Below are 22,620 nucleotides of genomic sequence, written 5' to 3' on the forward strand. Positions count from 1 at the left end.
GAATAAGAAAAATAAATTTCATGAAAAAATAGCATGGCTACGTTATAATGTACGCTTATCTTAATAAGACTAACCATAGAGGATTTCCTAATGCCAAACGCAAATGCAATCGCCAATGTATTTAAGCTAATTGAAGAAAATAATGTGAAATTTGTACTTCTTCGATTTACCGATATTAAAGGTAAAGAACATGGTGTTTCTATCCCCGTTAGCCTTGTTGATGAAGATATGTTTGAAGACGGCAAGATGTTTGATGGTTCCTCTGTAGAAGGATGGAAGACTATTAATAAAGCCGATATGTTGCTTATGCCAATGGCTGAAACTGCAGTTGTCGATCCATTCGCGCAAATCCCAACGCTTTCTATTCGTTGTAGTGTTTATGAACCAACGACAATGCAAAGCTATGATCGTGACCCGCGCTCTATTGCAATTCGTGCAGAAAATTATATGCGTTCAACAGGTATTGCGGATCAAGCTTTTTTCGGCCCAGAGCCTGAATTCTTCTTATTTGATGATGTGCGTTTTAATGTATCAATGAACAAAGCATCTTTTTCTATTGATGATATAGAAGCTGCTTGGAACACGAATAAAAAATATGAAGAAGGCAATAATGCTTATCGCCCATTAAAAAAAGGCGGATATTGTGCCGTTGCACCGATTGATAGTGCGCACGATATTCGTTCTGAAATGTGCTTGATTTTAGAAGAAATGGGATTAGTCATTGAAGCCCATCATCATGAAGTGGCGACTGCCGGGCAAAACGAAATTGCGACTAAATTTAATACGCTAACTTTAAAAGCGGATGAAACTCAAATTTATAAACATGTCGTACAAAACGTTGCATTAGAGCACGGTAAAACGGCGTGTTTTATGCCCAAACCAATTACTGGAGATAATGGTTCGGGTATGCACTGTAATATGTCGTTAAGTAAAGACGGGAAAAATATTTTCCAAGGCGATAAATATGCAGGCCTTTCTGAGACCGCACTTTACTACATTGGCGGTATCATTAAGCACGCTAAAGCCTTAAATGCGTTCACTAATCCAAGTACTAATTCATATAAACGTTTAGTGCCTGGTTATGAAGCACCAGTATTGTTGGCTTATTCTGCAAGCAATCGTTCTGCTTCAATTCGTATTCCTACTGTAACCAATCCAAAAGCGATTCGCGTAGAAGCACGTTTCCCAGATCCATTGGCAAACCCATATTTAGCATTTGCTGCATTATTAATGGCAGGTCTTGATGGCGTGGTAAATAAAATCCATCCAGGAGATGCGATGGATAAAAATCTTTACGATCTTCCACCAGAAGAATTAAAAGATATTCCAGCAGTGGCAAGCTCGCTAGAAGAAGCGTTAAATTCATTAGAAAAAGACTATGAATTCTTAACTCAAGGTGGCGTATTTGCTAAAGATTTTATTGATGCGTTTATCAGTATCAAACGTAAAGAAGTGGAACGTTTAAATATGGCACCACATCCAGTTGAATTTGAAATGTATTATGCGTAATGATATATAAACAAGAACAATGCGGTGAAATTTCGCCGTATTTTTTTAAAGGAGTAAATATGACTAAGATTTCTTCTCAAAAGAATGACTAGATTGATTTAATGGAGCTTTTCTGCGTATTCATAGCAATAGCTGGCGTATAGGCCTGTATGGCAAAAGAGCAGTGGACTTCAACTGATATTGGGTTGTGCCTCGTTCAACCGATTTCGGTAACTTACTGCCTACACGTGTGGAATATGCCACATTATTGGCGACAGTGAATTTTCTTCTGTAGCGTTATCAGGTTCATTGTATGGTCAATTTAGGCACTTCCTTCTTTCTAGAGATTTAAAACGCCAGTTCTTAAAACAATCTGTATGGGTGAAAATTATACTAAGGAGATGACAGAAGAATAAAGACATATTTATATTGAAAATGTAGTCTCTAAGTATTTAGTTGTTCACGAAATTGATCCGAAGAAAAAAGATTTAACTGAGTTGGATAAAATAGCTTTAAAAATTACCTTTTCAGCAGAAACTCCAAAATATGCACAATCTGTATTGACAGAGTATGTAAATTTTGTAAGTCAATATAGTCTTAACCAAACAAACCAAGAGTTTAAACAGGGATTTAACCTCCGTTTAGATGAGCTGAGATTTAGTAAAGAACAAATTGAAGAGAATCTAACAGAAGCAAAAAAGGTTCAAGTTGAAAACTTAACAAATGCGTTAGATATTGCTAAAAAAGCGGGTATTAAAGATTTTTCAAGAGGAAATAATATCTCTGATTCTAAATTAGCAGATGGTACATATTTATTTATACTCGCTGAAAAATATTTACAGGCGCAACTAGATATTGCTAAAAACACACCTGTTGTTTACCCAGCTAATTATTATATTACAGATAGACAGTTATTTAAATTAAATAAATTAGCTTCACAATTGGAATTAGTTGAGGATGTAAAAACGTATTATTATTTAAGCTCTCCTGATTATCCTGTGGTTAAAGATAATCCTAAGAGATCGTTGATTCTTGCTATCGGGTTTATTATCGGTATTCTGTTACCTACTTTCTTTATTTTATTAGGTTCGGTTATACAAACTAATAAAAAGCAGTCATGAAGAAAAAGGCTATTTTTATCAGTACGGGAGCGGTTATTATCTTTAAAATATTAACTCCCTGTTATAGCTGGTGTACTAGCAAAATTTATGATGCTTTCCGAAAATGTTTGCCTGCAATGGATAATCCATATTTTCAAGAGAGCTGATCTGAAAAGGATTATGAACTGATTAAGGCGTTCTTAGCTGGTGAGAATAAAAGGAAAACTAAATGCTTTTATGATCTGTAAGGAATAAAGAATGAGCTTAATTAAAGATAGTTCTATTTATTTAATCGGAGAGTTATCTGCAAAATTTGTACCTTTTCTATTATTACCCTATTTATCACGTAAATTAGGCGTAGAAGGATTTGGGGAGCTTTCTTACTATCAAACGTTTTTAGCTTTATTTGTAATTTTTATTGGGCTAAGCCAAGATGGTGCTGTTGCTCGCTATTTTTATGTGTATGGTAAACGCTCATTAAATTTAGTTGTGAACACAGGCTATACCTATACGCTTGGTATTGGGGGATTAGGTTTGCTTTTTTGCTGGTTAATGCAATCTGAAATAATGTTTTACTTAGTATTAAGTGCGATATTTCAGGTATTTCTTTCAGTTCAGCTCAGCATTAGACAATGCCAAAAGCAAGCTCTTCCATATACTTTTATTCAACTCACATCTACGATAACAAATGCCTTGTTTACAGTATTGATGTTGGAGTTCTACAAAACAGAATTAGTTGAAAAGCGAATTTTAGCAATTTTATTCAGTAATGTTTTAGTTGCACTCCTTGCTTATTTTATTTATATAAAAGGGGATAAAGCAAAAAAATTTAACTTTGCACAATATAAGACTGCTTTTTTCTATGTCATTGCTTTTGGTTTTCCGATGATATTTCATCACGGTAGCTTTTTTATTAAAGGGCAATTAGATCGAGTTTTTATTTTCCACCGATTTAGCGAAGCAGAATTAGGCTTATATGCAATGGGAGCGCAAATTGCATCTATCTTATCAGTTTTTATTTTAGCGATAAATAAAGCTCTTGTTCCCTATCTTTTTGAAAGATTAAAACAAGGTAGGATCAGGCTAAAAGATTTACACAGATGGGCGTTACTTTCGCTATTGATTGTGTTAATCCCATCGCTTATTACCTTAATTGTTCCAGAACAATGGTTATTATTTTTATTAGGCGAACATTTTATCGGAGTAAAATATTACATCACTGTATTCTTACTTGCTACTAGCCTAACTATCCCTTATCTTTTTTTAGTGAATTATTTGTTTTATCACGGCAAAACCAAAGAGATCTCGTTTTGCTCGGTATTATCAACAATGATTTACTTAGGAGCATTAGGAGGATTAATTTTTACAGATATGGTTTATATTCCTTACGCAAGTGTGTTAGGAGCGTTCGGAATTTTACCTATATTATACATAATAACAAAAAGAGTAGAAAAAAATGAATATGCCTCTCATTAGTATAATAATGCCTGTTTATAATGCAGAATGTTACCTTAATCAAGCTATTTTATCTTGCTTAAATCAATCTTATAAAAATATTGAATTGATTTTAATTGATGATGGTTCAACTGATAAAAGTATTGAAATAATAAATAACATCATTAATAAAGATAAGCGAGTTAAACTTTTCTTTACCTTAACTAATCAAGGACCTGCGGCGGCAAGAAATATAGGGTTAGGAAAAGCACAAGGTGACTATATTACATTCTTAGATAGTGATGATTTTATTGCAAATGATAAGTTAGAAAAACAACTAAATTTTATGTTACAAAATCATCTTTTAATGACACATGGAAATTATACTTTCTGTGATTTAAAAGGAAATCAGATAAAATCTGTCACAACAAGTGAAAAAATTGATTATTTAACCTTATTACAAGGTAACCAATTTAAAATAATGACCGTACTTGTTAAAAGAGAATCTATTAAATTACTTAGGTTTCCTAATATTAAACACGAAGATTATGCCTTCTTTTTGGATTGTTTAAAAGAAGTTAAACAATCTATACTATATAGCCATCAGGCAAGTTCATTTGTAAGAATCGGTAAAGTCAGTGTTTCATCAAATAAATTTAAAAGTGCAATCTGGACATTTAGTATCTATTTTAAAAGAGAGAAACTAGGTGTAGTAAAATCAATTTATTATTTTATCCACTATGCCTATAATGGATTTATTAAATACAAGAAATAAAAAATATGATTTCATTACTTATTATTAGCTTTGGGCGTTATCAAGAAGTATTAGAAACGTTTTCATGTGTCAATAAATATCATGGCAACAAAATTGAATTACTTTTCCTTGATAATAATCCAGAAAGAGAGTTGGAAGCGGATCTATCTTCTATTGTAGAAAATAATAGTGGCATTTTATTTAGCTATTTTCATACAGGTGAGAATCTAGGTGTTGCTGAAGGACGCAATTTCTTAATTGAAAAAGCTCAAGGCGATATTTTAATTACACTTGATGACGATGTTGAAATTGAAGATATTACTCTTTTAATTCAGAAAGTGACTGATTATATGGCAAATAATGCTAAAGTAGGAGCATTAGCCTTTAATATTAAAAACTATTTTACTCGTAAAGCATTATCACACGAGATCCCACATGGTAATAAAAAGTTAGATTTTTCACAGAATTTACTGACTTATTATTTTATTGGTGCTGGGCATGCAATAAGGAAAAAAGTCTATCAAAAAGCGGGGCTTTACCCTAAGGATCTGGGGCTATATGGTGGCGAAGAAAGAGATTTGTCATTTAGGATTTTAGAATCAGGTTATCAGATACTTTATGCTAGTGATATTGTGACTTACCATAAGGTTTCACCAGATGGAAGAATGAGTAAAGAAAAAGAAAACTTCTTTCGCTATCGTAATCAATTGATCGTTTTAAATCGTTATATGCCTAGAATCTATCGCTATAGTGCAAATTTGATTTGGTCTCTATTCTATTTGATTAAAAAAAGTGGAACCTTGAAAGAGGTAATAGAAGTTTTTCATGATTTATCTTTATTGTCTAAATGCACAATATCGAGAAGAACTTTATTATATATAAAGAATGTTAATGGTAGATTGTTTTATTAAATTTATATGGTTATATATTTTCTTCTATTATTTTTACTTATATTTAGTAGTGCCATTGATGCTTTTGGAACATCAAGGAAAAATAAGTATTTTTTCTTTTTTATAAGTTTTATGCCCTTTTTCTTTGTTGTTTCTCTTAGAGATGGAATTGGAGTAGATTATTACCAATACCAGGAGCTTTTTAATTTATCCAGGCCAATATATGATGTTAATATAGGTGCTTTAACTAAAGAACCCAATAATATTTAATTGAGATACCTACTATTTGAATCGTTGGTTAAGTATTTATCTAATAGCTTTAATGTTTTTTTATTTTTATATGATATTGTTTTATTCTATTTTCTATATCTTGGAATTAGAAGATATCCATTTAAGTCTTTTTAGTTATTAATATTTTTTGCTCTTTTTCATATTTATTATATTAGTGGACACAGACAGGCTATGGCAATGGTTATTTATCTTATCTTATCTTATCTTATCTTTTTCATTGTTCTAGTGCTTTATATCTGCTTCCTTGCTTATTACTTTCTTTTTTGATTTTAAGATAAGGGATATTTTGATTTTATCTCTCTTATCCGCTATTTTAGTATATTATGATTTTTTCGGGTGGGTATAGAGTATTTGTATGAAAATCACTCTAATGTTAGCTATATATTTGGTAGGGTTTATTATTATTTTGTCCAATATTCTGGAGGGAAAATTAATACCTTAAACTATATAAAGGTTTTCTCTATATATGTAATGGTTTTATACTTTTATAATAAGATTAATAGAAGTTTTGGGTTGATGATTTTATTATATTTTTTTAGGAGTGGTGGTCTTGCCTTCAGGATCTCTGAGTTGTTTCTTATATTTTCTATTCCGCTTTTTGCTTTGTTAATTAATGAATTATCTGGAGTAAATAGAGTTTTAATGTTTTTTATTTTAGTGTATTATATTTCTATAGTTTTCTTGAGAAGAATATATGTTCATGTGGTGTTTGGTGTAAATACATTTTTACCTTATAAACCAATATTCGATAGTTATCTATAAAAAGGTTTTAAATGAAATTTGTTTCTATAATTAGTAATTCTAGGATGTTATTTTTATTTTTGTTAATAACCGCCAAGTCTGATAGAGAGAGTTGTTTGTATATATTTGACGAAAATATTCGAGGTGTTAATATAACTCCTACATTTGTTTCTACAAGAGCTAAGGGGTTATTTGATCTTTTTATAAAAAAACTTAGAAGTAGGGTAGCTTTATCTTTCTTTTTACTAAAAAGAAAAATAAAGTTGGAAGAGACTATAGTTTATGGTGTAGATCATTTGTCTCATTCATTGTTATTTCTGAAGAAGTGTTCTTTCTTTTTAATAGAAGATGGTACAGAAAATTATCACCAAAAAAGTTATAAGAGAAGTTGGAAAAATAAACTATTTTCAATACCAAAATTTGGAATGTATAAAAATGTAAAAAGGATCTATCTTACAAAGAGAGAGAATGTTCCTGATTGTATAAAAAGTAAAGTAGAATACATAAATATCAAAGATCTTTGGTTTAAAAAGACAGAAGAGGAAAAATTAGAAATCTTATATCTATTGGGTATAGATATGAAAAAAATTCAGCTATTGATTGGCGAGCCTTTTATTTTATTTACTCAACCTTTGTCTGAAGATTATATTCTTACAGAAAATGAAAAAATTGAATTATATAAAAGCATTATTGATAAGTATGATGCATCAAAATTGGTGATAAAGCCTCATCCAAGAGAGAAGACAGATTATTCTAGAATTTTTCCAAATGTTAAGGTGTTTGATGAAACCTACCCTTCGGAAGTATTGGATATTTTGGAAGTGAAATTTAGTAGAGTAATTACTCTTTTTTCTACAGCAGCTTTTTCTTACCCCAAAGAGAAAGTCGATTTTTATGGAACCAAAATACACCCTAAGTTATTAGCAAAGTTTGGAAATATTGAGTATGAATAGATTATTTTTTTCTAAAATTGCGTTATGGTTATTGGATTTTTTAACATTTAATATTTCTTTTTTATTATCCTTATTTGTTATTTCTTATTATCATAATGGTTATGAAAAATATTTACCTATTTATGAAATTGATGACAGAACATATATTCATGCTGTTTTAGCTGGAATATGTGTTGGATGGTTTGCTATTAGGCTAAGACATTATACTTATAGAAAACCTTTTTGGTTTGAGTTAAAAGAGATTTTTAGAACACTTATTATCTTTGCGATTTTTGAACTTGCAATTGTTGCATTTTCTAAATTGTATTTCTCTCGCTACTTATGGGCGCTTACATGGGGGATTACCTTTCTACTTTTTCCATTGGCGAGAGTTTTAGTAAAGAAATTTCTTATAAAATCAGGTTGGTTTCTTAGAGATACAATTATGATTGGTTCTGGGGATAATGCTTTTGATGTTTATAATGCATTAAGAGATGAACCTTATTTGGGGTTTCAGGTCACGCATTTTATTTCAGTTTCTAATATTAGTAATAATGTAAAGGAATTAAATATTCCTATATTAAATAGTATGTCTTCTTGGACATCAGTAACTAAAAAAACAGATCAATTTATTATTGCATTGGAAGATGATGAAGAGGTAGATAGAAATAATTGGTTACGTTATTTTTCCACAAATGGCTATCGTTCAGTTTCTGTGATTCCTACATTGAGAGGCTTACCTTTATATAATACGGACATGTCTTTTATGTTTAGCCATGAAATGATGTTATTACAAATGAATAATAATCTGGCTACACTATCTTCTCGTATTTTGAAACGAACCATGGATATTGTTGGCTCCTTAGCTATTATTATTATATTTTCCCCAGTGTTGCTTTATCTGTATTTTGCAGTAAAAAAAGATGGTGGTAATGCTATTTATGGGCATCCTAGAATTGGTCGTAATGGAAAAACATTTAACTGTTTGAAATTTAGAACAATGGTTGTGAACTCTAAAGAAGTGCTAGATGAATTGCTAAGAACAGATCCTGAAGCAAGAGCTGAATGGGAAAAAGATTTTAAATTAAAGAATGATCCTAGAATTACTAAAATCGGTGCTTTTATTCGCAAAACAAGTTTAGATGAATTACCTCAATTATTTAATGTTTTAAAAGGTGAAATGAGTTTAGTTGGGCCTCGCCCAATTGTAATTGATGAGCTAGAGCGTTATGAAGAAAACGTAGATTATTACTTAATGGCAATACCCGGTATGACAGGGCTTTGGCAAGTCAGCGGACGTAATAATATCGATTATAATACTCGCGTTTATTTTGATTCTTGGTATGTAAAAAATTGGTCACTTTGGAATGATATTGCGATTTTATTTAAAACAGTGAATGTGGTTTTAAATCGTTATGGAGCTTATTAACGTTATTTCTTAAGTGAGATTTCTTCTATTTGCATTACCTTAAATTTATTAACCCAACATGATGAATATTTTAGTCACCGGCGGTTCTGGCTTCATCGGTTCCGCTCTTATTCGATATATCATTAATCATACTCAAGATTTCGTTATCAATATTGATAAGCTGACCTATGCAGCAAATCAATCAGCCTTGAGAGAGGTAGAAAATAATCCTCGTTATGTCTTTGAAAAAGTTGATATCTGTGATCTTAACGTAATAGAAAACATTTTCGAAAAATATCAGCCTGATGCGGTGATGCATTTGGCGGCAGAAAGTCATGTCGATCGTTCTATTTCAGGAGCGGCTGATTTTGTTCAAACGAATATTGTTGGTACTTATACGTTATTAGAGGTCGCTAAGAATTATTGGCATACTTTAGACGAGGCTAAAAAAACGACCTTTCGATTTCACCATATTTCTACAGATGAAGTGTATGGGGATTTATCCCTTTCTGAGCCTGCCTTTACCGAACAGTCTCCTTATCATCCTAGCAGCCCTTATTCAGCCTCAAAAGCCGCAAGTAATCATCTAGTACAGGCTTGGCATCGCACTTATGGTTTACCAGTGATTATCACAAACAGTTCAAATAACTATGGGGCTTATCAGCATGCTGAAAAGCTCATCCCTTTAATGATTTCAAATGCTGTGATGGGAAAGCCTTTGCCAATTTATGGTGATGGGCAGCAGATTCGTGATTGGTTATTTGTGGAAGATCATGTTCAAGCTTCATATTTAGTTTTGACAAAAGGTCGAGTCGGAGAAAACTATAATATTGGTGGAAATTGTGAAAAAACAAACCTTGAAGTGGTTAAAAGAATTTGCCAATTACTCGAAGAACTTGCGCCAAGTAAGCCTAATCACATTAAGTATTACGAAGATTTAATGACTTTTGTAAAAGACCGACCTGGGCATGATGTGCGATATTCATTGGATTGTTCTAAAATTCATGCAGAATTAGGTTGGCAACCGCAAATAACCTTTGAACAAGGACTTCGTCAGACGGTAAAATGGTATTTGTTTAATAGTTCATCTTCTTAAATAGGGTAAACGATAAGAATGTTTATCTATCTTGTAATTTTTTCTCTTTTTATTAGACAATAAAACACAACATAGCTGAAAAAATAAAAAATATTGCCTGAGTTATGAGCCAAGAATGACTGGCTTGTGAAATAAAATATATGGGAAACAATATGTATAATTCCTAAAATACAAATACATTTTGTTTCTAAATTATGGGTGTTTAAATTTTTAATAAAGAAAAATATTGGAGTTAGAATAATCAGGATTAATGCTATAAATCCAACTAAACCACGTTTCACCCAAGATTCTAAATATTGATTATGTAAACTTCCAAAATTTAAAGTGGTTTTAGCCATTTGTTTAGATTTTACTTGTTTATGTCTAAACTCATCGTATCCATCACTCCCATGGCCAAAGATAGGCGCTTCCTTTATAGCAATTAAGGCATTTTCCCACATGTCAAATCTGGCACCTAATGAGGTATTTTTATTGTTTTTTTCTAAATAGCTAACAATATCTGATTTTGCTGCGTTATATCGTTTTTCAATTCCGAATTTAGGACTGGTAATTAGTGCGGTTAATCCAATGGTAATAATGGCGATTAAAGTTATAATAAGTTTCTTATTAATGAATTCTTTGTATAGAAATAAAATTATACCAACTACAACGGGTAAGCCAATCCATCCACCTCTAGCCCCAGATAATGCACTAGTCATGATAGCAAGTATAATGGCTACAAACCCAAATAATGTAGATTTATATTGTTTTTTGATGAAGAAGTGAAGAGTGATAACAATGCTGAATGTGGCTAAAGAGATCGCAATGTTGCCCATTTGTATATGCATTGTTTCAGGAAACGGTTTTTCATATCCTAATGCAAATTTCTGAAATAACGCAACACATCCTGTAATTAATGCACTAGAAGGAATTGCGTATAAAATTGTTTTCCTTTTTATTGGAAAATTTTTGAATAAAAGTAGTAGAGGAATGAATAAAAGAAGTCGGCTTGGATTATCTATTTCTCTAATTCCATCTTTATTGATAATGATAGATAATAAGAATGTGAAAAAATAAAATAAAAAAGAAAAAATCAGTTTTTTATCTTCAGAGCTAAAAGATAGTTTTTTCTTTAATGGTATGAAATAAATCAATCCAATTGCGCTTAATATTATTGGCGCATAGTTATAACCCTTTGGAATGATTAAAACGGTTAAGAAAAATAGAGAAACTAAGAGGTTAATTGTAAACGTTAGATGTTTTTCTTGAATCATACGAATAAAAGCATGTGTAAACTTAAATTTAGTAGATTCTACCTTAAATATTTGTAAAATGCTTGTTATTCATGATGGAATGATGTGAAATTAGGCATAAAACTGGTATAGTTTTTTAAATCCTTTTTTGTTTTATATATGGGGGAATAAATATGCAAATTACACTTTCAAATAGCTTAGCGAATGACGCTTGGGGAAAAAATGCGATTTTGAGCTTTGACTCTAATAAAGCTACGATTCATTTAAAAAATAATGAAAAAACTGACCGCACTTTAGTTCAACAAGTTGCTCGTAAATTGCGTGGGCAGGGGATTAAAGATGTGGAATTAGTCGGTGAAGGATGGGATTTAGAATTTTGCTGGGCGTTTTATCAAGGTTTTTATACTGCAAAACAAGATTATGCGATTGAGTTTCCACATTTAGATGATGAACCGCAAGATGAATTGTTAGCACGTATTGAATGTGGCGATTTTGTGCGTGGAATTATTAATGAACCAGCACAAAGTTTAACGCCAGTTAAATTAGCGGAGCGTGCGGCTGAATTTATCTTAAACCAAGCGGACATTTATAATGAAAAAAGTGCGGTAAGTTTTAAGATTATTTCTGGAGAGGATCTGGAACAACAGGGTTATCACGGAATTTGGACAGTGGGTAAAGGCTCTGCTAATCCACCTGCTATGTTGCAACTTGATTTCAATCCAACACAAGATCCGAATGCGCCAGTGTTAGCTTGTTTAGTTGGCAAGGGGATTACTTTTGACAGTGGCGGCTACAGTATCAAACCAAGTGATGGAATGAGTACAATGCGAACCGATATGGGCGGGGCTGCATTATTAACGGGGGCTTTAGGTTTCGCTATCGCTCGTGGATTAAATCAACGCGTTAAGCTGTATTTATGTTGCGCAGAAAATTTGGTAAGTAATAATGCCTTTAAGCTAGGCGATATTATTACTTATAAAAATGGCGTGAGCGCAGAGGTGCTGAATACTGATGCGGAAGGTCGTTTGGTATTAGCTGATGGATTAATTGAAGCGGACAACCAAAATCCAGATTTTATTATTGATTGTGCAACTTTAACTGGTGCAGCAAAAGTGGCAGTAGGCAACGACTATCATTCTGTATTGTCTATGGATGATGAGCTTATGAAAAATCTTTTCCAATCAGCACAAGAAGAAAATGAACCTTTCTGGCGTTTACCATTTGAAGATTTTCATCGTTCACAAATTAATTCATCTTTTGCCGATATTGCTAATATTGGTTCGGTTCCAGTTGGAGCTGGGGCAAGCACAGCAACGGCATTTTTATCGTATTTTGTAAAAAATTATAAACAAAATTGGTTGCATATTGATTGTTCAGCGACTTATCGTAAATCTGGTAGTGATTTATGGGCTGTTGGGGCAACAGGGATTGGTGTGCAAACTTTAGCAAATTTAATGTTATCAAAATCATTGAAGTAAGGAGATATGATGACAGAAAGAACTTTTTCGATCATTAAACCTGATGCGGTAAAGCGTAATCTAATTGGGGCGATCTTAACTTGTTTTGAGCAAAATGGTTTTGAAATCATCGCCTCTAAAATGGTACGCTTAACTCGTGAGCAGGCTGAAGGCTTTTATGCAGAACACCAAGGCAAAGAATTTTTTGCGCCTTTAGTTGAATATATGATGTCTTCGCCAATAGTGGTTTCTGTTCTTGAAAAAGAAAATGCAGTGAAAGATTACCGCACTTTGATTGGTACAACGAATCCAGAAACTGCAGCAGAAGGTACAATTCGTAAAGAGTTTGCATTAAATCAGCGTGAAAACTCAGTTCACGGATCAGATAGTATAGAAAGTGCAAATCGTGAAATTGCTTATTTCTTTACTGATTCTGAAATTTTTGAGCGTTAATTGATAGCAAAAAGCACCTAAAAGTTTTAGGTGCTTTTAAATTTTTAATGCTTACAAAATTAGACTTTCTTAAGGTTTATAGATGAACTCAATTCCTTCATCGTCTTCTTCGCTCCAATCATCATCCCAATCTTCGTCATCATCAAATTGATGCTCTGCTGCTAGTTGTTCTTGATGATAATCTTCCCATTTGAATTTCACTTCTTCAGGTGCAACTTGTTGTGTTTCAGCTTCTCGAGGATTTGCGATGATAAAGTCCATAATATCACGACAAAGTGGAGAAACATTTTTCCCTGTTGCCGCTGAAATGAAGTAATAATCTTCTTCCCAACCTAATTGTTCAGCAATTTCTCTGGCTCGCTCTTCAGCTTCTTCATCGCCCATCGTATCAATTTTATTGAATACTAACCAGCGTGGCTTTTCTGATAATTTTTCACTGTATTGGAAAAGTTCAGATTCAATAATAGCAACATTATCTGCTGGATTAGAGCCATCAATTGGCGCTATATCGACTAAATGAATAAGCACTCTACAACGTTCTAGATGTTTTAAAAAACGAATTCCTAACCCAGCACCATCTGCTGCGCCCTCAATTAATCCTGGAATATCGGCGACGACGAAACTGTGTGAGTCATCTACTTTCACAACACCGAGACTTGGTACTAAGGTAGTAAATGGATAATCTGCAACTTTTGGTTTGGCTGCTGAAACGGCACGAATAAAAGTGGATTTACCAGCATTAGGTAAACCGAGCATTCCCACATCAGCAAGTAGCATTAATTCCAATAATAAATCGCGTTTTTCGCCCGGCGTTCCCATTGTTTTTTGACGCGGTGCACGGTTTACTGATGATTTGAAACGAGTATTCCCTAAACCGTGATAACCACCTTTGGCTACCAACATTTTTTGACCATGTTGGGTTAAATCCCCCAAGGTTTCTTTGGTGTCGTTATCAATAACACGAGTTCCCACGGGAACAGGTAAAATAATATCTTTACCGCGACGTCCTGTACAATCTGAACTCCGTCCATTCTCTCCACGCTCTGCGGCAAAGCGTTTATTAAAGCGATAATCGATTAAGGTATTGAGGTTTTCATCGGCTTGTAAATAGACATCGCCACCATCGCCACCGTCGCCACCATCAGGGCCGCCTTTCGGAATAAATTTCTCTCGACGGAAACTTACGCAACCGTTACCACCATCCCCAGCCTCAATTCGAATAAGGGATTCATCAATAAATTTCATTAAAACTTCTCCAAAATAAACCGCACTTTAATGATTTTTATGCGGTAATAATTTATGTCCAATTGCGGATAAAATTGCTCCGCATACTACAACAAATGCGCCAATATAGCTAATATTATTCAATTCCGGTGCCGCAAAATCTGCTGGGCTAAAATAATGCGCAATATGAGAAAATAGGATCGTGAAAAGAGGTACAAGTGTGATAACAACACTGACTTTTGATACATCCCAACGATTAAGTGCTTCCGCATAAGAGCCGTATCCAATTAAGGTATTTAAACAGCAGTAAATAAAACAAATCAGAGCTAAAGGTGTGAGTTCTTGTACTTGCGAGAATTCAGCCATCGGCATAAAGGCTATGGCACAACCTAAATACATCATTAGCAAGATTTGTTGTGAATTAAATTTACGTAACATTAATTTTTGCGCCATTCCATAAGCGACCCAAATAAGAGCAGCCCCTACACCTAAAATGACACCTGTTGAATACTGATTTAGTCCAGCAAATGCATCAAAACGATCATTAAAGAATAAGCCTAAACCAATTAATAATAAGAAAAGTCCGATCTTTTGGTGCAACCCTAATTTTTCTTTGAAAATCAGTACACCACAGATGAGCATTCCAAAAGAGGATAAATGAATAAAAATTTGTGCAACTGACGGTTCAATGTAATTCAGCGAGCTACTAAATAATAGAAAATTGCCAGTAAGACCAATTACGCCAATAAGCATAATCCACGCATATTGGCGAACTTTCATTAATTCAGGTAATTGTTTTTTATAAGCAAGTAAAGCCAATAATGAAACTGCAGCAATAATGAAACGATACCATACGATAGTTTGCGCATTCATTACAGACAAAACTTGTTTCAAGGCAATAGGCAATGACCCCCAAGCCATAGCGGTAATAAGCGCAAAGGTAAAGCCTAATAAAGGTTGTTGTTTCATTGCTTGCTCGCTTATGTGAAATTAAAAAAGACAAAACGCCCCACAAAATTGTAGGGCGTTTCAATGGAATAGATTTTAAATTATTCAGTAACAATACTTACGTATTTACGGCTTTTCTCGCCTTTTACTTCAAATTTAACTTTACCATCTGCAGTTGCGAATAAGGTGTGATCTCTTCCCATTCCTACGTTGTTACCTGCGTGGAATTTAGTACCACGTTGGCGAACAATAATGCTACCTGCTAATACAGATTCGCCACCAAAACGTTTAACACCAAGGCGTTTAGCTTCAGAATCGCGACCGTTACGAGTTGAACCACCAGCTTTTTTAGTTGCCATCTACTTGATCTCCTCTGAAATTATGCTTGAATCCCAGTGATTTTCACTTCTGTGAACCACTGACGATGACCTTGTTGTTTACGGCTGTGTTTGCGACGACGGAATTTAACGATTTTAACTTTCTCGCCACGACCTTGTGCAACTACTTCAGCCACTACTTTTGCACCAGCAACTACTGGCGCACCAATTTTAACATCTTCACCATTAACGACCATCAACACAGAATCGAACTCAACTGTTGCGCCAGTTGCAAGTTCAAGTTTTTCTAAACGAACAACTTGACCTTCGCTCACACGGTGTTGTTTACCGCCACTTTGGAAAACTGCGTACATAAATACTCCGCTTAATTGTGTTTTCCTGCTTTTTAGCAGTCCACACTTAAAAATTCATATAAATAGGTCGCAAATTCTACGGAAAAATCCTACCTATGGCAAGAATTTATTTATAATAAAATAAAAAAATTCCCTTCATTTGCGGATTGATTTCAGAAAGTCTGAAAATTCGGGTAAAATGTACCGCACTTTTGACTGATAAATGATGAAAAATGAAGAAACAAGATCTTATGAGCATAGACGAGATCCAGAAACTTGCAGATCCAGATATGCAAAAAGTTAATCAAAATATTCTTGCTCAGCTTAATTCAGATGTACCGCTAATAGGACAGTTAGGTTTTTATATTGTTCAAGGTGGTGGTAAGCGGATCCGCCCGTTGATCGCAGTTCTCGCAGCACGATCTTTAGGGTTTGAAGGATCTAATTCAATTACTTGTGCTACTTTTGTTGAATTTATTCATACCGCTTCTTTGTTACACGATGATGTCGTAGATGAATCTGATATGCGTCGTGGGCGTGCTACGGCGAATGCTGAATTTGGTAATGCAGCGAGTGTGTTGGTAGGCGATTTTATTTATACGCGTGCATTTCAATTAGTTGCACAATTAGAATCATTGAAAATTTTAAGTATTATGGCTGATGCGACTAATGTTTTAGCGGAAGGCGAAGTTCAGCAGTTAATGAATGTTAATGATCCCGAAACGAGCGAAGCTAATTATATGCGTGTAATTTATAGCAAAACTGCCCGTTTGTTTGAAGTGGCTGGTCAGGCTGCGGCAATTGTCGCGGGTGGAACAGAAGCTCAAGAAAAGGCTTTACAAGATTATGGGCGTTATCTTGGCACTGCATTTCAGCTCGTGGATGATGTATTGGATTATAGTGCAAATGCACAAGCTCTAGGTAAAAATGTAGGCGATGATTTAGCTGAAGGAAAACCAACCCTTCCTCTACTACACGCTATGCGTCATGGAAATGCTCAACAGGCAGCTTTAATTCGCGAAGCGATTGAGCAAGGTGGTAAACGTGAAGCAATTGATGAAGTATTAGCTATTATGACTGAGCATAAGTCTTTAGATTACGCAATGAATCGTGCAAAAGAAGAGGCTCAAAAAGCAGTGGATGCAATCGAAATTTTGCCAGAAAGTGAATATAAACAAGCGTTGATTTCATTGGCATATTTGTCTGTGGATAGAAATTATTAGTCCATAATTTAGCTTATATACTTGATACCCATTAATTTTAATTAAACTTTATGAATACAGAACTTCAACCTAAACTAGAAAAAAGTGCGGTCAATTTTCAAGCTAAACCGCGAAAACAAAAAATCCGTAAGGATCCTAACGCACCTTTTATTCGTGAAAAACTTGAGTTGCCAGATGGACACAATAAGCTCCTTTTGCATTCTTGTTGTGCGCCTTGCTCTGGCGAAGTGATGGAAGCAATTCTTGCATCAGGCATTGAATTTACGATTTATTTTTATAATCCAAACATTCATCCACTCAAAGAATATTTGATTCGTAAAGAAGAAAATATCCGTTTTGCAAAAAAATTTGGTATTCCATTTATTGATGCTGATTACGATCGTCAAAATTGGTTTGATCGTGCTAAGGGTATGGAATGGGAGCCTGAAAGAGGTATTCGCTGCACAATGTGTTTTGATATGCGCTTTGAAAAAGCTGCTGAATATGCTCATGAACATGGTTTCCCTGTATTTACTAGTTGCTTGGGAATTTCTCGCTGGAAAGATATGAATCAAATCAATGGCTGTGGACATCGTGCGGCGGAAAAATATGATAATGTAGTTTATTGGGATTATAACTGGCGAAAAGAAGGTGGCTCGCAACGCATGATTGAAATTAGTAAGCGTGAGCGATTCTATCAACAAGAATATTGCGGTTGTGTGTATTCTTTACGTGATAGTAATAAATGGCGAGAAGAGACGGGTCGTCAAAAAATTGAAATCGGAAAATTGTATTATAGTGCTGATTAAAAATAGAAAAATAAAGGTGTTGTTTCACAGAATTTGCTGAACAGCACCTTTTATTTCACTATTTTATCACTTCATCTTGATCATAATGATTAATTTTTAAACGTTGAAAATAATCTTTTGTTTCTTCAATGATCACTTTTCGCAATCCAATAAGCGCGATAAGATTTGGGAAAGCCATCAAACCATTTACAATATCGGCGATAATCCATATTAAATTTAAGTGTAAGAATGCCCCTAAACCAACCAACATAATATAAGCTAGACGATATAGTTTTACGCCACGAATACCGACGAGATAAACAAAGCAACGTTCCCCGTAGTAACACCAACCTAAAATAGTAGTGAATGCAAAAAATAATAAACCAACTGTTACAATCGTTGCACCAATTGATGTGCCTAAACCTTGTGCAAAGGCATAGTTTGTGACGGTAGCACCCGCTAATTCAGGATTGTTCCACGCTCCCGTTAATACCAATACAATACCTGTCATTGTACAAACGATGATGGTATCTAAGAATGTACCTGTCATGGAAATTAAGCCTTGTCGAACAGGTTCACGAGTTTGTGCCGCTGCAGCTGCAATTGGTGCGCTTCCTAAACCTGATTCATTGGAGAAAATGCCGCGCGCAACGCCTGATTGAATCGCTTTCATCACAGTAAGCCCTACGGCACCGCCTAATGCTGCTTGCGGATCAAAAGCACTATCAATAATCAATAAAATCGCATCTGGTACTTTTTCTATATTTAAAAGGATAATAACCAGTGAAGTCGTGACATATAAAATCGCCATAAACGGCACAATTACCGATGATGCGGTTGCAATACGTTTTACACCGCCAAGAATAATTAAGCCGACTAAAAGCGTCACAATAATTGCAGTAACTAAAACTGGAATATTAAAAGTATCTTGCATTGCATGGGTAATCGCATTGACCTGTGGGAATGTGCCGATCCCGAAAAAGGCCACCATCACACCAAATAATGCAAATAATTTTGCTAACCATTTGATACCTAGTCCGCGTTCAATGTAATACATCGGGCCGCCAGCCATAAAGCCATTTTTATCGCGAACACGGTATTTAACCGCGAGTAAACATTCAGCATATTTTGTTGCCATTCCTAACAAAGCAACCAGCCACATCCAAAAAATAGCCCCTGGCCCACCTGCTTGTACCGCAGTTGCTACGCCCACAATATTACCCGTTCCAATTGTTGCAGCTAATGCAGTACAAAGTGCGGCAAAAGAGGAAACGTCCCCTTTTCCACCTTTATCTTTTTTGAACAAATAACCTAGTGCGCGCGGTAAGTAGCGAATTTGAATAAAGCCTAAGCGTAACGTTAAATAGAGCCCCGTGCCCGATAAGAGTATGAGTAGCGGTGCGCCCCAAATAAAGCTATCAATAGCTGAAAGAATTGACTCAATTGTCATTGTGATTCCTCGTCGTTTAAATCAAAAATAAACACGACAAGAAGACGAAAAGATACAATAGAAAAGAAAGTGCGGTAAAAAATAAATAATTTCCACACTTACAATAGATTGTCTTTTGCCCCTGTCCTTTTGCCTGAGCGTTTGAAAAACGATTGAAAAATTAACCGCTCTTTTGCGCCTTCGGCGTCCATTTCTAAAATGGATCTCTCCAAGGGTTCGTCCAGTAACAGTCCCTGCCATCGCACCTGAAAGATTTTACATCGTCGGTGTGGGGTCAATTCCCCGCTCTCCAGCTACCTTCATCCGAACTCACTTTCCATTAGATATTGAAAAGTGTGCGAATTCTAACAAAACACGAAATGAATTTCAAAAAGGAATTTTTATGTAGAACAATCACTTTATTCAATATCTCCGCAAAAACGATAGCCTTCTCCATGTATAGTCATAATGATATTTGGAGTATTTGGATGATCTTCAAAATGTTTTCTGATACGTCGAATTGTGACATCTACGGTACGATCCTGAGGTTTTAACTCTCGTCCCGTCATTTTTTTGAGCAATTCTTTGCGCGTTTGCAATTTTCCTGGATTTTCACAGAAATGTAACATTGCACGAAATTCACTGCGAGGAAGTTTGAATTCTTGTCCTTCTGGTGTAATTAAACTGTGGCTATTTAGGTCTAATTTCCAACCATTAAAACGATAGAATTCTCGACCAAATGTATTTTCTTTTTCTTGATGCGACATTGTGCGATGCAATAGATTACGTGCGCGGATAGTCAGTTCTCTAGGGTTAAAAGGTTTGGTTAAATAATCGTCGGCACCAATTTCCAGACCTAAAATTTTATCCACTTCATTATCTCGACCAGTTAAAAAAATAAGAGGTAAGCTTAATTCTTCACGGAGTTCTCTTGCCAATAATAAGCCGTTTTTACCTGGTAAATTAATATCCATCACAACCAAATTAATATTATGATTTGCCAATATATGATGCATTTCAACACCATTTTCTGCTTCAAACACATCATATCCTTCCGCTTCAAAAATCCCTTTAAGCGTATTTCGAGTGACAATTTCATCTTCAACAACGAGAATTTTTGGAGTAGCCATTTTCCATCCTTATACTTATTTTGGCGTATGCTATCAAAGCTATCATTCTATCTGTGCAACATTATTGTAACAATAAAAAAGTGCGGTGATTTTTTACTTGATTTTCGTTTTTGTGATCTAAATCATAGTTTTAGGTATTCAACTTTCTTTGTGATAGAATTTCGAGAATCTATATTTTTACACTCAATTCTATGAAAAAACTCTTTCTTTTTTTTACGCTGATTTTCACCGCTTTTGCGGCTAATTCAGGTTTATTCGATAAAAAACAAACCTTTTTAAAAGTAGATGATGCTTTTGCTTTTTCTGCTACTTTATCTACAGATAAAAGCCAGTTACAAGCCCATTGGGATATTGCCGATGGCTATTATTTGTATCAAGATAAAATTAGTGCTGAGTTAGTCGGTAAATCAAATCCTCTCTCTTTACATACCCAACAGGCGGCGGAATTACATCAAGATCCTTATTTTGGCGAAGTAAAAGTTTTTACTCACTCAATTGATGGCATATTTAGGGGCACATTTAATAATGCTGATGATAAGGTTGAAATCACTTATCAAGGATGTACCGAAGGTTTTTGCTATCCGCCTGAAACTAAAGTATTACGAATTGGGGATTTAGCCGTTTCTCAAGAGCAAATTGTCGAAAAAACAGTTGAAAAAAATACCGCACTTTTATCTGAACAAGATCGTTTAGCTGATGGTTTATTCCATAGTAAATGGACAATTTTTGGTTTCTTTTTATTAGGATTGGGACTGGCTTTTACGCCTTGCGTATTGCCAATGTTACCGTTGCTTTCTGCTATTGTTATCGGTCAGCAACAACGTCCAAATATGATGCGAGCGTTTAGTTTAGCTTTTCTTTATGTTCAAGGCATGGCACTGACTTACACCTTGTTAGGGCTCGCGGTAGCGGCTATCGGTTTGCCGTTTCAAATCGCCTTGCAACATCCTTATGTGATGATAGGGCTTTCTATTTTATTTGTTGCTCTTGCCCTTTCAATGTTTGGGTTATTTACTATTCAATTGCCAAATAGCTTACAAAATAAACTCAATACATGGAGCCAAAAACAAACCTCGGGTGCTTTTGGCGGAGCCTTTGCAATGGGAATGATTGCTGGGCTGGTGGCATCACCTTGCACATCTGCGCCACTTTCTGGTGCTTTACTTTATGTGGCGCAAAGTGGCGATTTATTCACAGGCGCAGCAACCCTTTATTTGCTCGCACTTGGTATGGGCGTACCGCTAATGTTAATCACATTGTTTGGTAATAAAATTTTGCCAAAATCAGGTGAGTGGATGAACACAGTGAAACAAACATTCGGCTTTGTGATGTTAGCGTTACCTGTATTTTTACTTTCTCGTATTTTGCCTGAAGTATGGGAACCTCGCTTATGGGCTGGGTTAGCGACAGTATTTTTTATTTGGTTTGCGTTGCAGATGTCTAAGAACGGTTTTGGTTATGCTATTAAAATTATTAGTTTTGCGTTGGCTATGGTTACTGTACAACCCCTGCAAAATTGGATTTGGCAAACTCAAACTACAACACAAAGTGCGGTAGAAAATATGCCTGTTTCTCAAGTTAAATTTAAGCAAATTAAAAATACTGAAGAACTTGACCGCACTTTAGCGGAAAATCCGCATTCAATTGCTATGTTGGATTTATACGCGGATTGGTGTGTTGCTTGTAAAGAATTTGAAAAGCTGACGTTTTCAGATCCACAAGTGCAACAGCAATTTCAAAATATCTTATTGTTACAAGTGAATATGACAAAGAATAGCCCAGAAAATAAAGCATTAATGGAACGCTTTAATGTGATGGGATTGCCTACGATTTTATTTTTTGATCAGCAAAATAATGAAATTAAAGGAAGTAGAGTAACGGGTTTTATGGATGCTGATGCTTTTTCCAATTGGTTAAAAGCCTTGCATTAAGTTAGAATTATTTACAATAAGT

General features: G+C 34.7%; 20 protein-coding genes and 1 riboswitch. Of the genes, 13 read left to right on the top strand and 7 right to left on the bottom strand.

What is annotated here, in order from left to right; translation table 11 throughout:
• Window positions 1-90 precede the first annotated feature (90 nt).
• From glnA to rfbB, 8 genes are all read left to right on the top strand, one after another.
• The gene (gene glnA / locus DV356_RS00825) at window positions 91-1,509 is read left to right on the top strand and encodes a glutamate--ammonia ligase (protein ID WP_118806387.1); all 1,419 of its coding nucleotides are present in this window, start codon (window positions 91-93) and stop codon (window positions 1,507-1,509) included.
• A gap of 476 nt (window positions 1,510-1,985) precedes the next feature.
• Complete coding sequence (locus DV356_RS00830; RefSeq protein WP_005651375.1) at window positions 1,986-2,609, top strand: LPS O-antigen chain length determinant protein WzzB; 624 nt, start codon at window positions 1,986-1,988, stop codon at window positions 2,607-2,609.
• A gap of 237 nt (window positions 2,610-2,846) precedes the next feature.
• Complete coding sequence (locus DV356_RS00835) at window positions 2,847-4,064, top strand: flippase (protein ID WP_118806388.1); 1,218 nt, start codon at window positions 2,847-2,849, stop codon at window positions 4,062-4,064.
• Window positions 4,045-4,797, top strand: a complete 753-nt coding sequence (locus DV356_RS00840; protein ID WP_118806389.1) for a glycosyltransferase family 2 protein — start codon at window positions 4,045-4,047, stop codon at window positions 4,795-4,797. The genes DV356_RS00835 and DV356_RS00840 overlap by 20 nt, the downstream gene beginning before the upstream one ends.
• A gap of 5 nt (window positions 4,798-4,802) precedes the next feature.
• Window positions 4,803-5,687 carry a glycosyltransferase family 2 protein gene (locus DV356_RS00845; protein ID WP_118806390.1) on the top strand — a complete coding sequence of 295 codons (885 nt, stop codon included), beginning with the start codon at window positions 4,803-4,805 and terminating at the stop codon, window positions 5,685-5,687.
• A gap of 1,043 nt (window positions 5,688-6,730) precedes the next feature.
• Entirely contained in the window at window positions 6,731-7,651 is a 921-nt protein-coding gene (locus tag DV356_RS00855; protein WP_118806392.1) for a glycosyltransferase family 52 protein, read from the top strand.
• Window positions 7,644-9,059, top strand: a complete 1,416-nt coding sequence (wbaP, locus tag DV356_RS00860; protein ID WP_118806393.1) for an undecaprenyl-phosphate galactose phosphotransferase WbaP — start codon at window positions 7,644-7,646, stop codon at window positions 9,057-9,059. Before DV356_RS00855 ends, wbaP begins: the two co-directional genes overlap by 8 nt.
• 61 nt (window positions 9,060-9,120) lie before the next feature.
• The gene (gene rfbB / locus DV356_RS00865) at window positions 9,121-10,134 is read left to right on the top strand and encodes a dTDP-glucose 4,6-dehydratase (protein WP_010869078.1); all 1,014 of its coding nucleotides are present in this window, start codon (window positions 9,121-9,123) and stop codon (window positions 10,132-10,134) included.
• 26 nt (window positions 10,135-10,160) lie between these two features.
• Here the strand turns inward: rfbB and DV356_RS00870 are convergent, their stop codons facing one another.
• Window positions 10,161-11,387 carry an O-antigen ligase family protein gene (locus DV356_RS00870; protein ID WP_118806394.1) on the bottom strand — a complete coding sequence of 409 codons (1,227 nt, stop codon included), beginning with the start codon at window positions 11,385-11,387 and terminating at the stop codon, window positions 10,161-10,163.
• 152 nt (window positions 11,388-11,539) lie between these two features.
• Here DV356_RS00870 and pepB point away from each other — a divergent pair, with 152 nt between their 5' ends.
• Window positions 11,540-12,844, top strand: a complete 1,305-nt coding sequence (gene pepB / locus DV356_RS00875; RefSeq protein ID WP_118806395.1) for an aminopeptidase PepB — start codon at window positions 11,540-11,542, stop codon at window positions 12,842-12,844.
• A gap of 9 nt (window positions 12,845-12,853) precedes the next feature.
• On the top strand, window positions 12,854-13,276 hold the full coding sequence (gene ndk, locus DV356_RS00880) for a nucleoside-diphosphate kinase (RefSeq protein ID WP_162627499.1): 423 nt from the start codon (window positions 12,854-12,856) through the stop codon (window positions 13,274-13,276).
• Window positions 13,277-13,345: 69 nt separating this feature from the next.
• On the opposite strand, the gene cgtA is transcribed toward ndk, so the two are convergent.
• From cgtA to rplU, 4 genes are all read right to left on the bottom strand, one after another.
• Window positions 13,346-14,521: an Obg family GTPase CgtA gene (cgtA, locus tag DV356_RS00885; protein ID WP_118806396.1), complete on the bottom strand. Its 1,176-nt coding sequence runs from the start codon at window positions 14,519-14,521 to the stop codon at window positions 13,346-13,348.
• A gap of 27 nt (window positions 14,522-14,548) precedes the next feature.
• The gene (locus DV356_RS00890) at window positions 14,549-15,469 is read right to left on the bottom strand and encodes a DMT family transporter (protein WP_118806397.1); all 921 of its coding nucleotides are present in this window, start codon (window positions 15,467-15,469) and stop codon (window positions 14,549-14,551) included.
• Between the two features lie 80 nt (window positions 15,470-15,549).
• Window positions 15,550-15,807 carry a 50S ribosomal protein L27 gene (gene rpmA, locus DV356_RS00895; RefSeq protein WP_005539872.1) on the bottom strand — a complete coding sequence of 86 codons (258 nt, stop codon included), beginning with the start codon at window positions 15,805-15,807 and terminating at the stop codon, window positions 15,550-15,552.
• Between the two features lie 20 nt (window positions 15,808-15,827).
• The gene (gene rplU, locus DV356_RS00900; protein WP_005626416.1) at window positions 15,828-16,139 is read right to left on the bottom strand and encodes a 50S ribosomal protein L21; all 312 of its coding nucleotides are present in this window, start codon (window positions 16,137-16,139) and stop codon (window positions 15,828-15,830) included.
• 212 nt (window positions 16,140-16,351) lie between these two features.
• Between rplU and ispB the strand changes: the two genes are divergently transcribed.
• Both ispB and DV356_RS00910 read left to right on the top strand, forming a co-directional pair.
• Window positions 16,352-17,341, top strand: a complete 990-nt coding sequence (ispB, locus tag DV356_RS00905) for an octaprenyl diphosphate synthase (protein WP_006995542.1) — start codon at window positions 16,352-16,354, stop codon at window positions 17,339-17,341.
• Window positions 17,342-17,391: 50 nt separating this feature from the next.
• Window positions 17,392-18,129, top strand: a complete 738-nt coding sequence (locus DV356_RS00910; protein WP_061723768.1) for an epoxyqueuosine reductase QueH — start codon at window positions 17,392-17,394, stop codon at window positions 18,127-18,129.
• A gap of 58 nt (window positions 18,130-18,187) precedes the next feature.
• On the opposite strand, the gene DV356_RS00915 is transcribed toward DV356_RS00910, so the two are convergent.
• The gene (locus DV356_RS00915; RefSeq protein ID WP_005648183.1) at window positions 18,188-19,558 is read right to left on the bottom strand and encodes an alanine/glycine:cation symporter family protein; all 1,371 of its coding nucleotides are present in this window, start codon (window positions 19,556-19,558) and stop codon (window positions 18,188-18,190) included.
• A 111-nt stretch (window positions 19,559-19,669) separates the two neighbouring features.
• Window positions 19,670-19,780: riboswitch (glycine riboswitch) on the bottom strand.
• A 176-nt stretch (window positions 19,781-19,956) separates the two neighbouring features.
• The gene (gene arcA, locus DV356_RS00920; RefSeq protein ID WP_118806398.1) at window positions 19,957-20,667 is read right to left on the bottom strand and encodes a two-component system response regulator ArcA; all 711 of its coding nucleotides are present in this window, start codon (window positions 20,665-20,667) and stop codon (window positions 19,957-19,959) included.
• Window positions 20,668-20,858: 191 nt separating this feature from the next.
• Here arcA and DV356_RS00925 point away from each other — a divergent pair, with 191 nt between their 5' ends.
• Window positions 20,859-22,598, top strand: coding sequence for a protein-disulfide reductase DsbD (locus tag DV356_RS00925; RefSeq protein ID WP_118806399.1), 1,740 nt, complete (start codon window positions 20,859-20,861; stop codon window positions 22,596-22,598).
• Window positions 22,599-22,620: the final 22 nt, after the last annotated feature.

The organism is Haemophilus influenzae (assembly GCF_003494325.1).
Lineage (GTDB): Bacteria > Pseudomonadota > Gammaproteobacteria > Enterobacterales > Pasteurellaceae > Haemophilus > Haemophilus influenzae_I.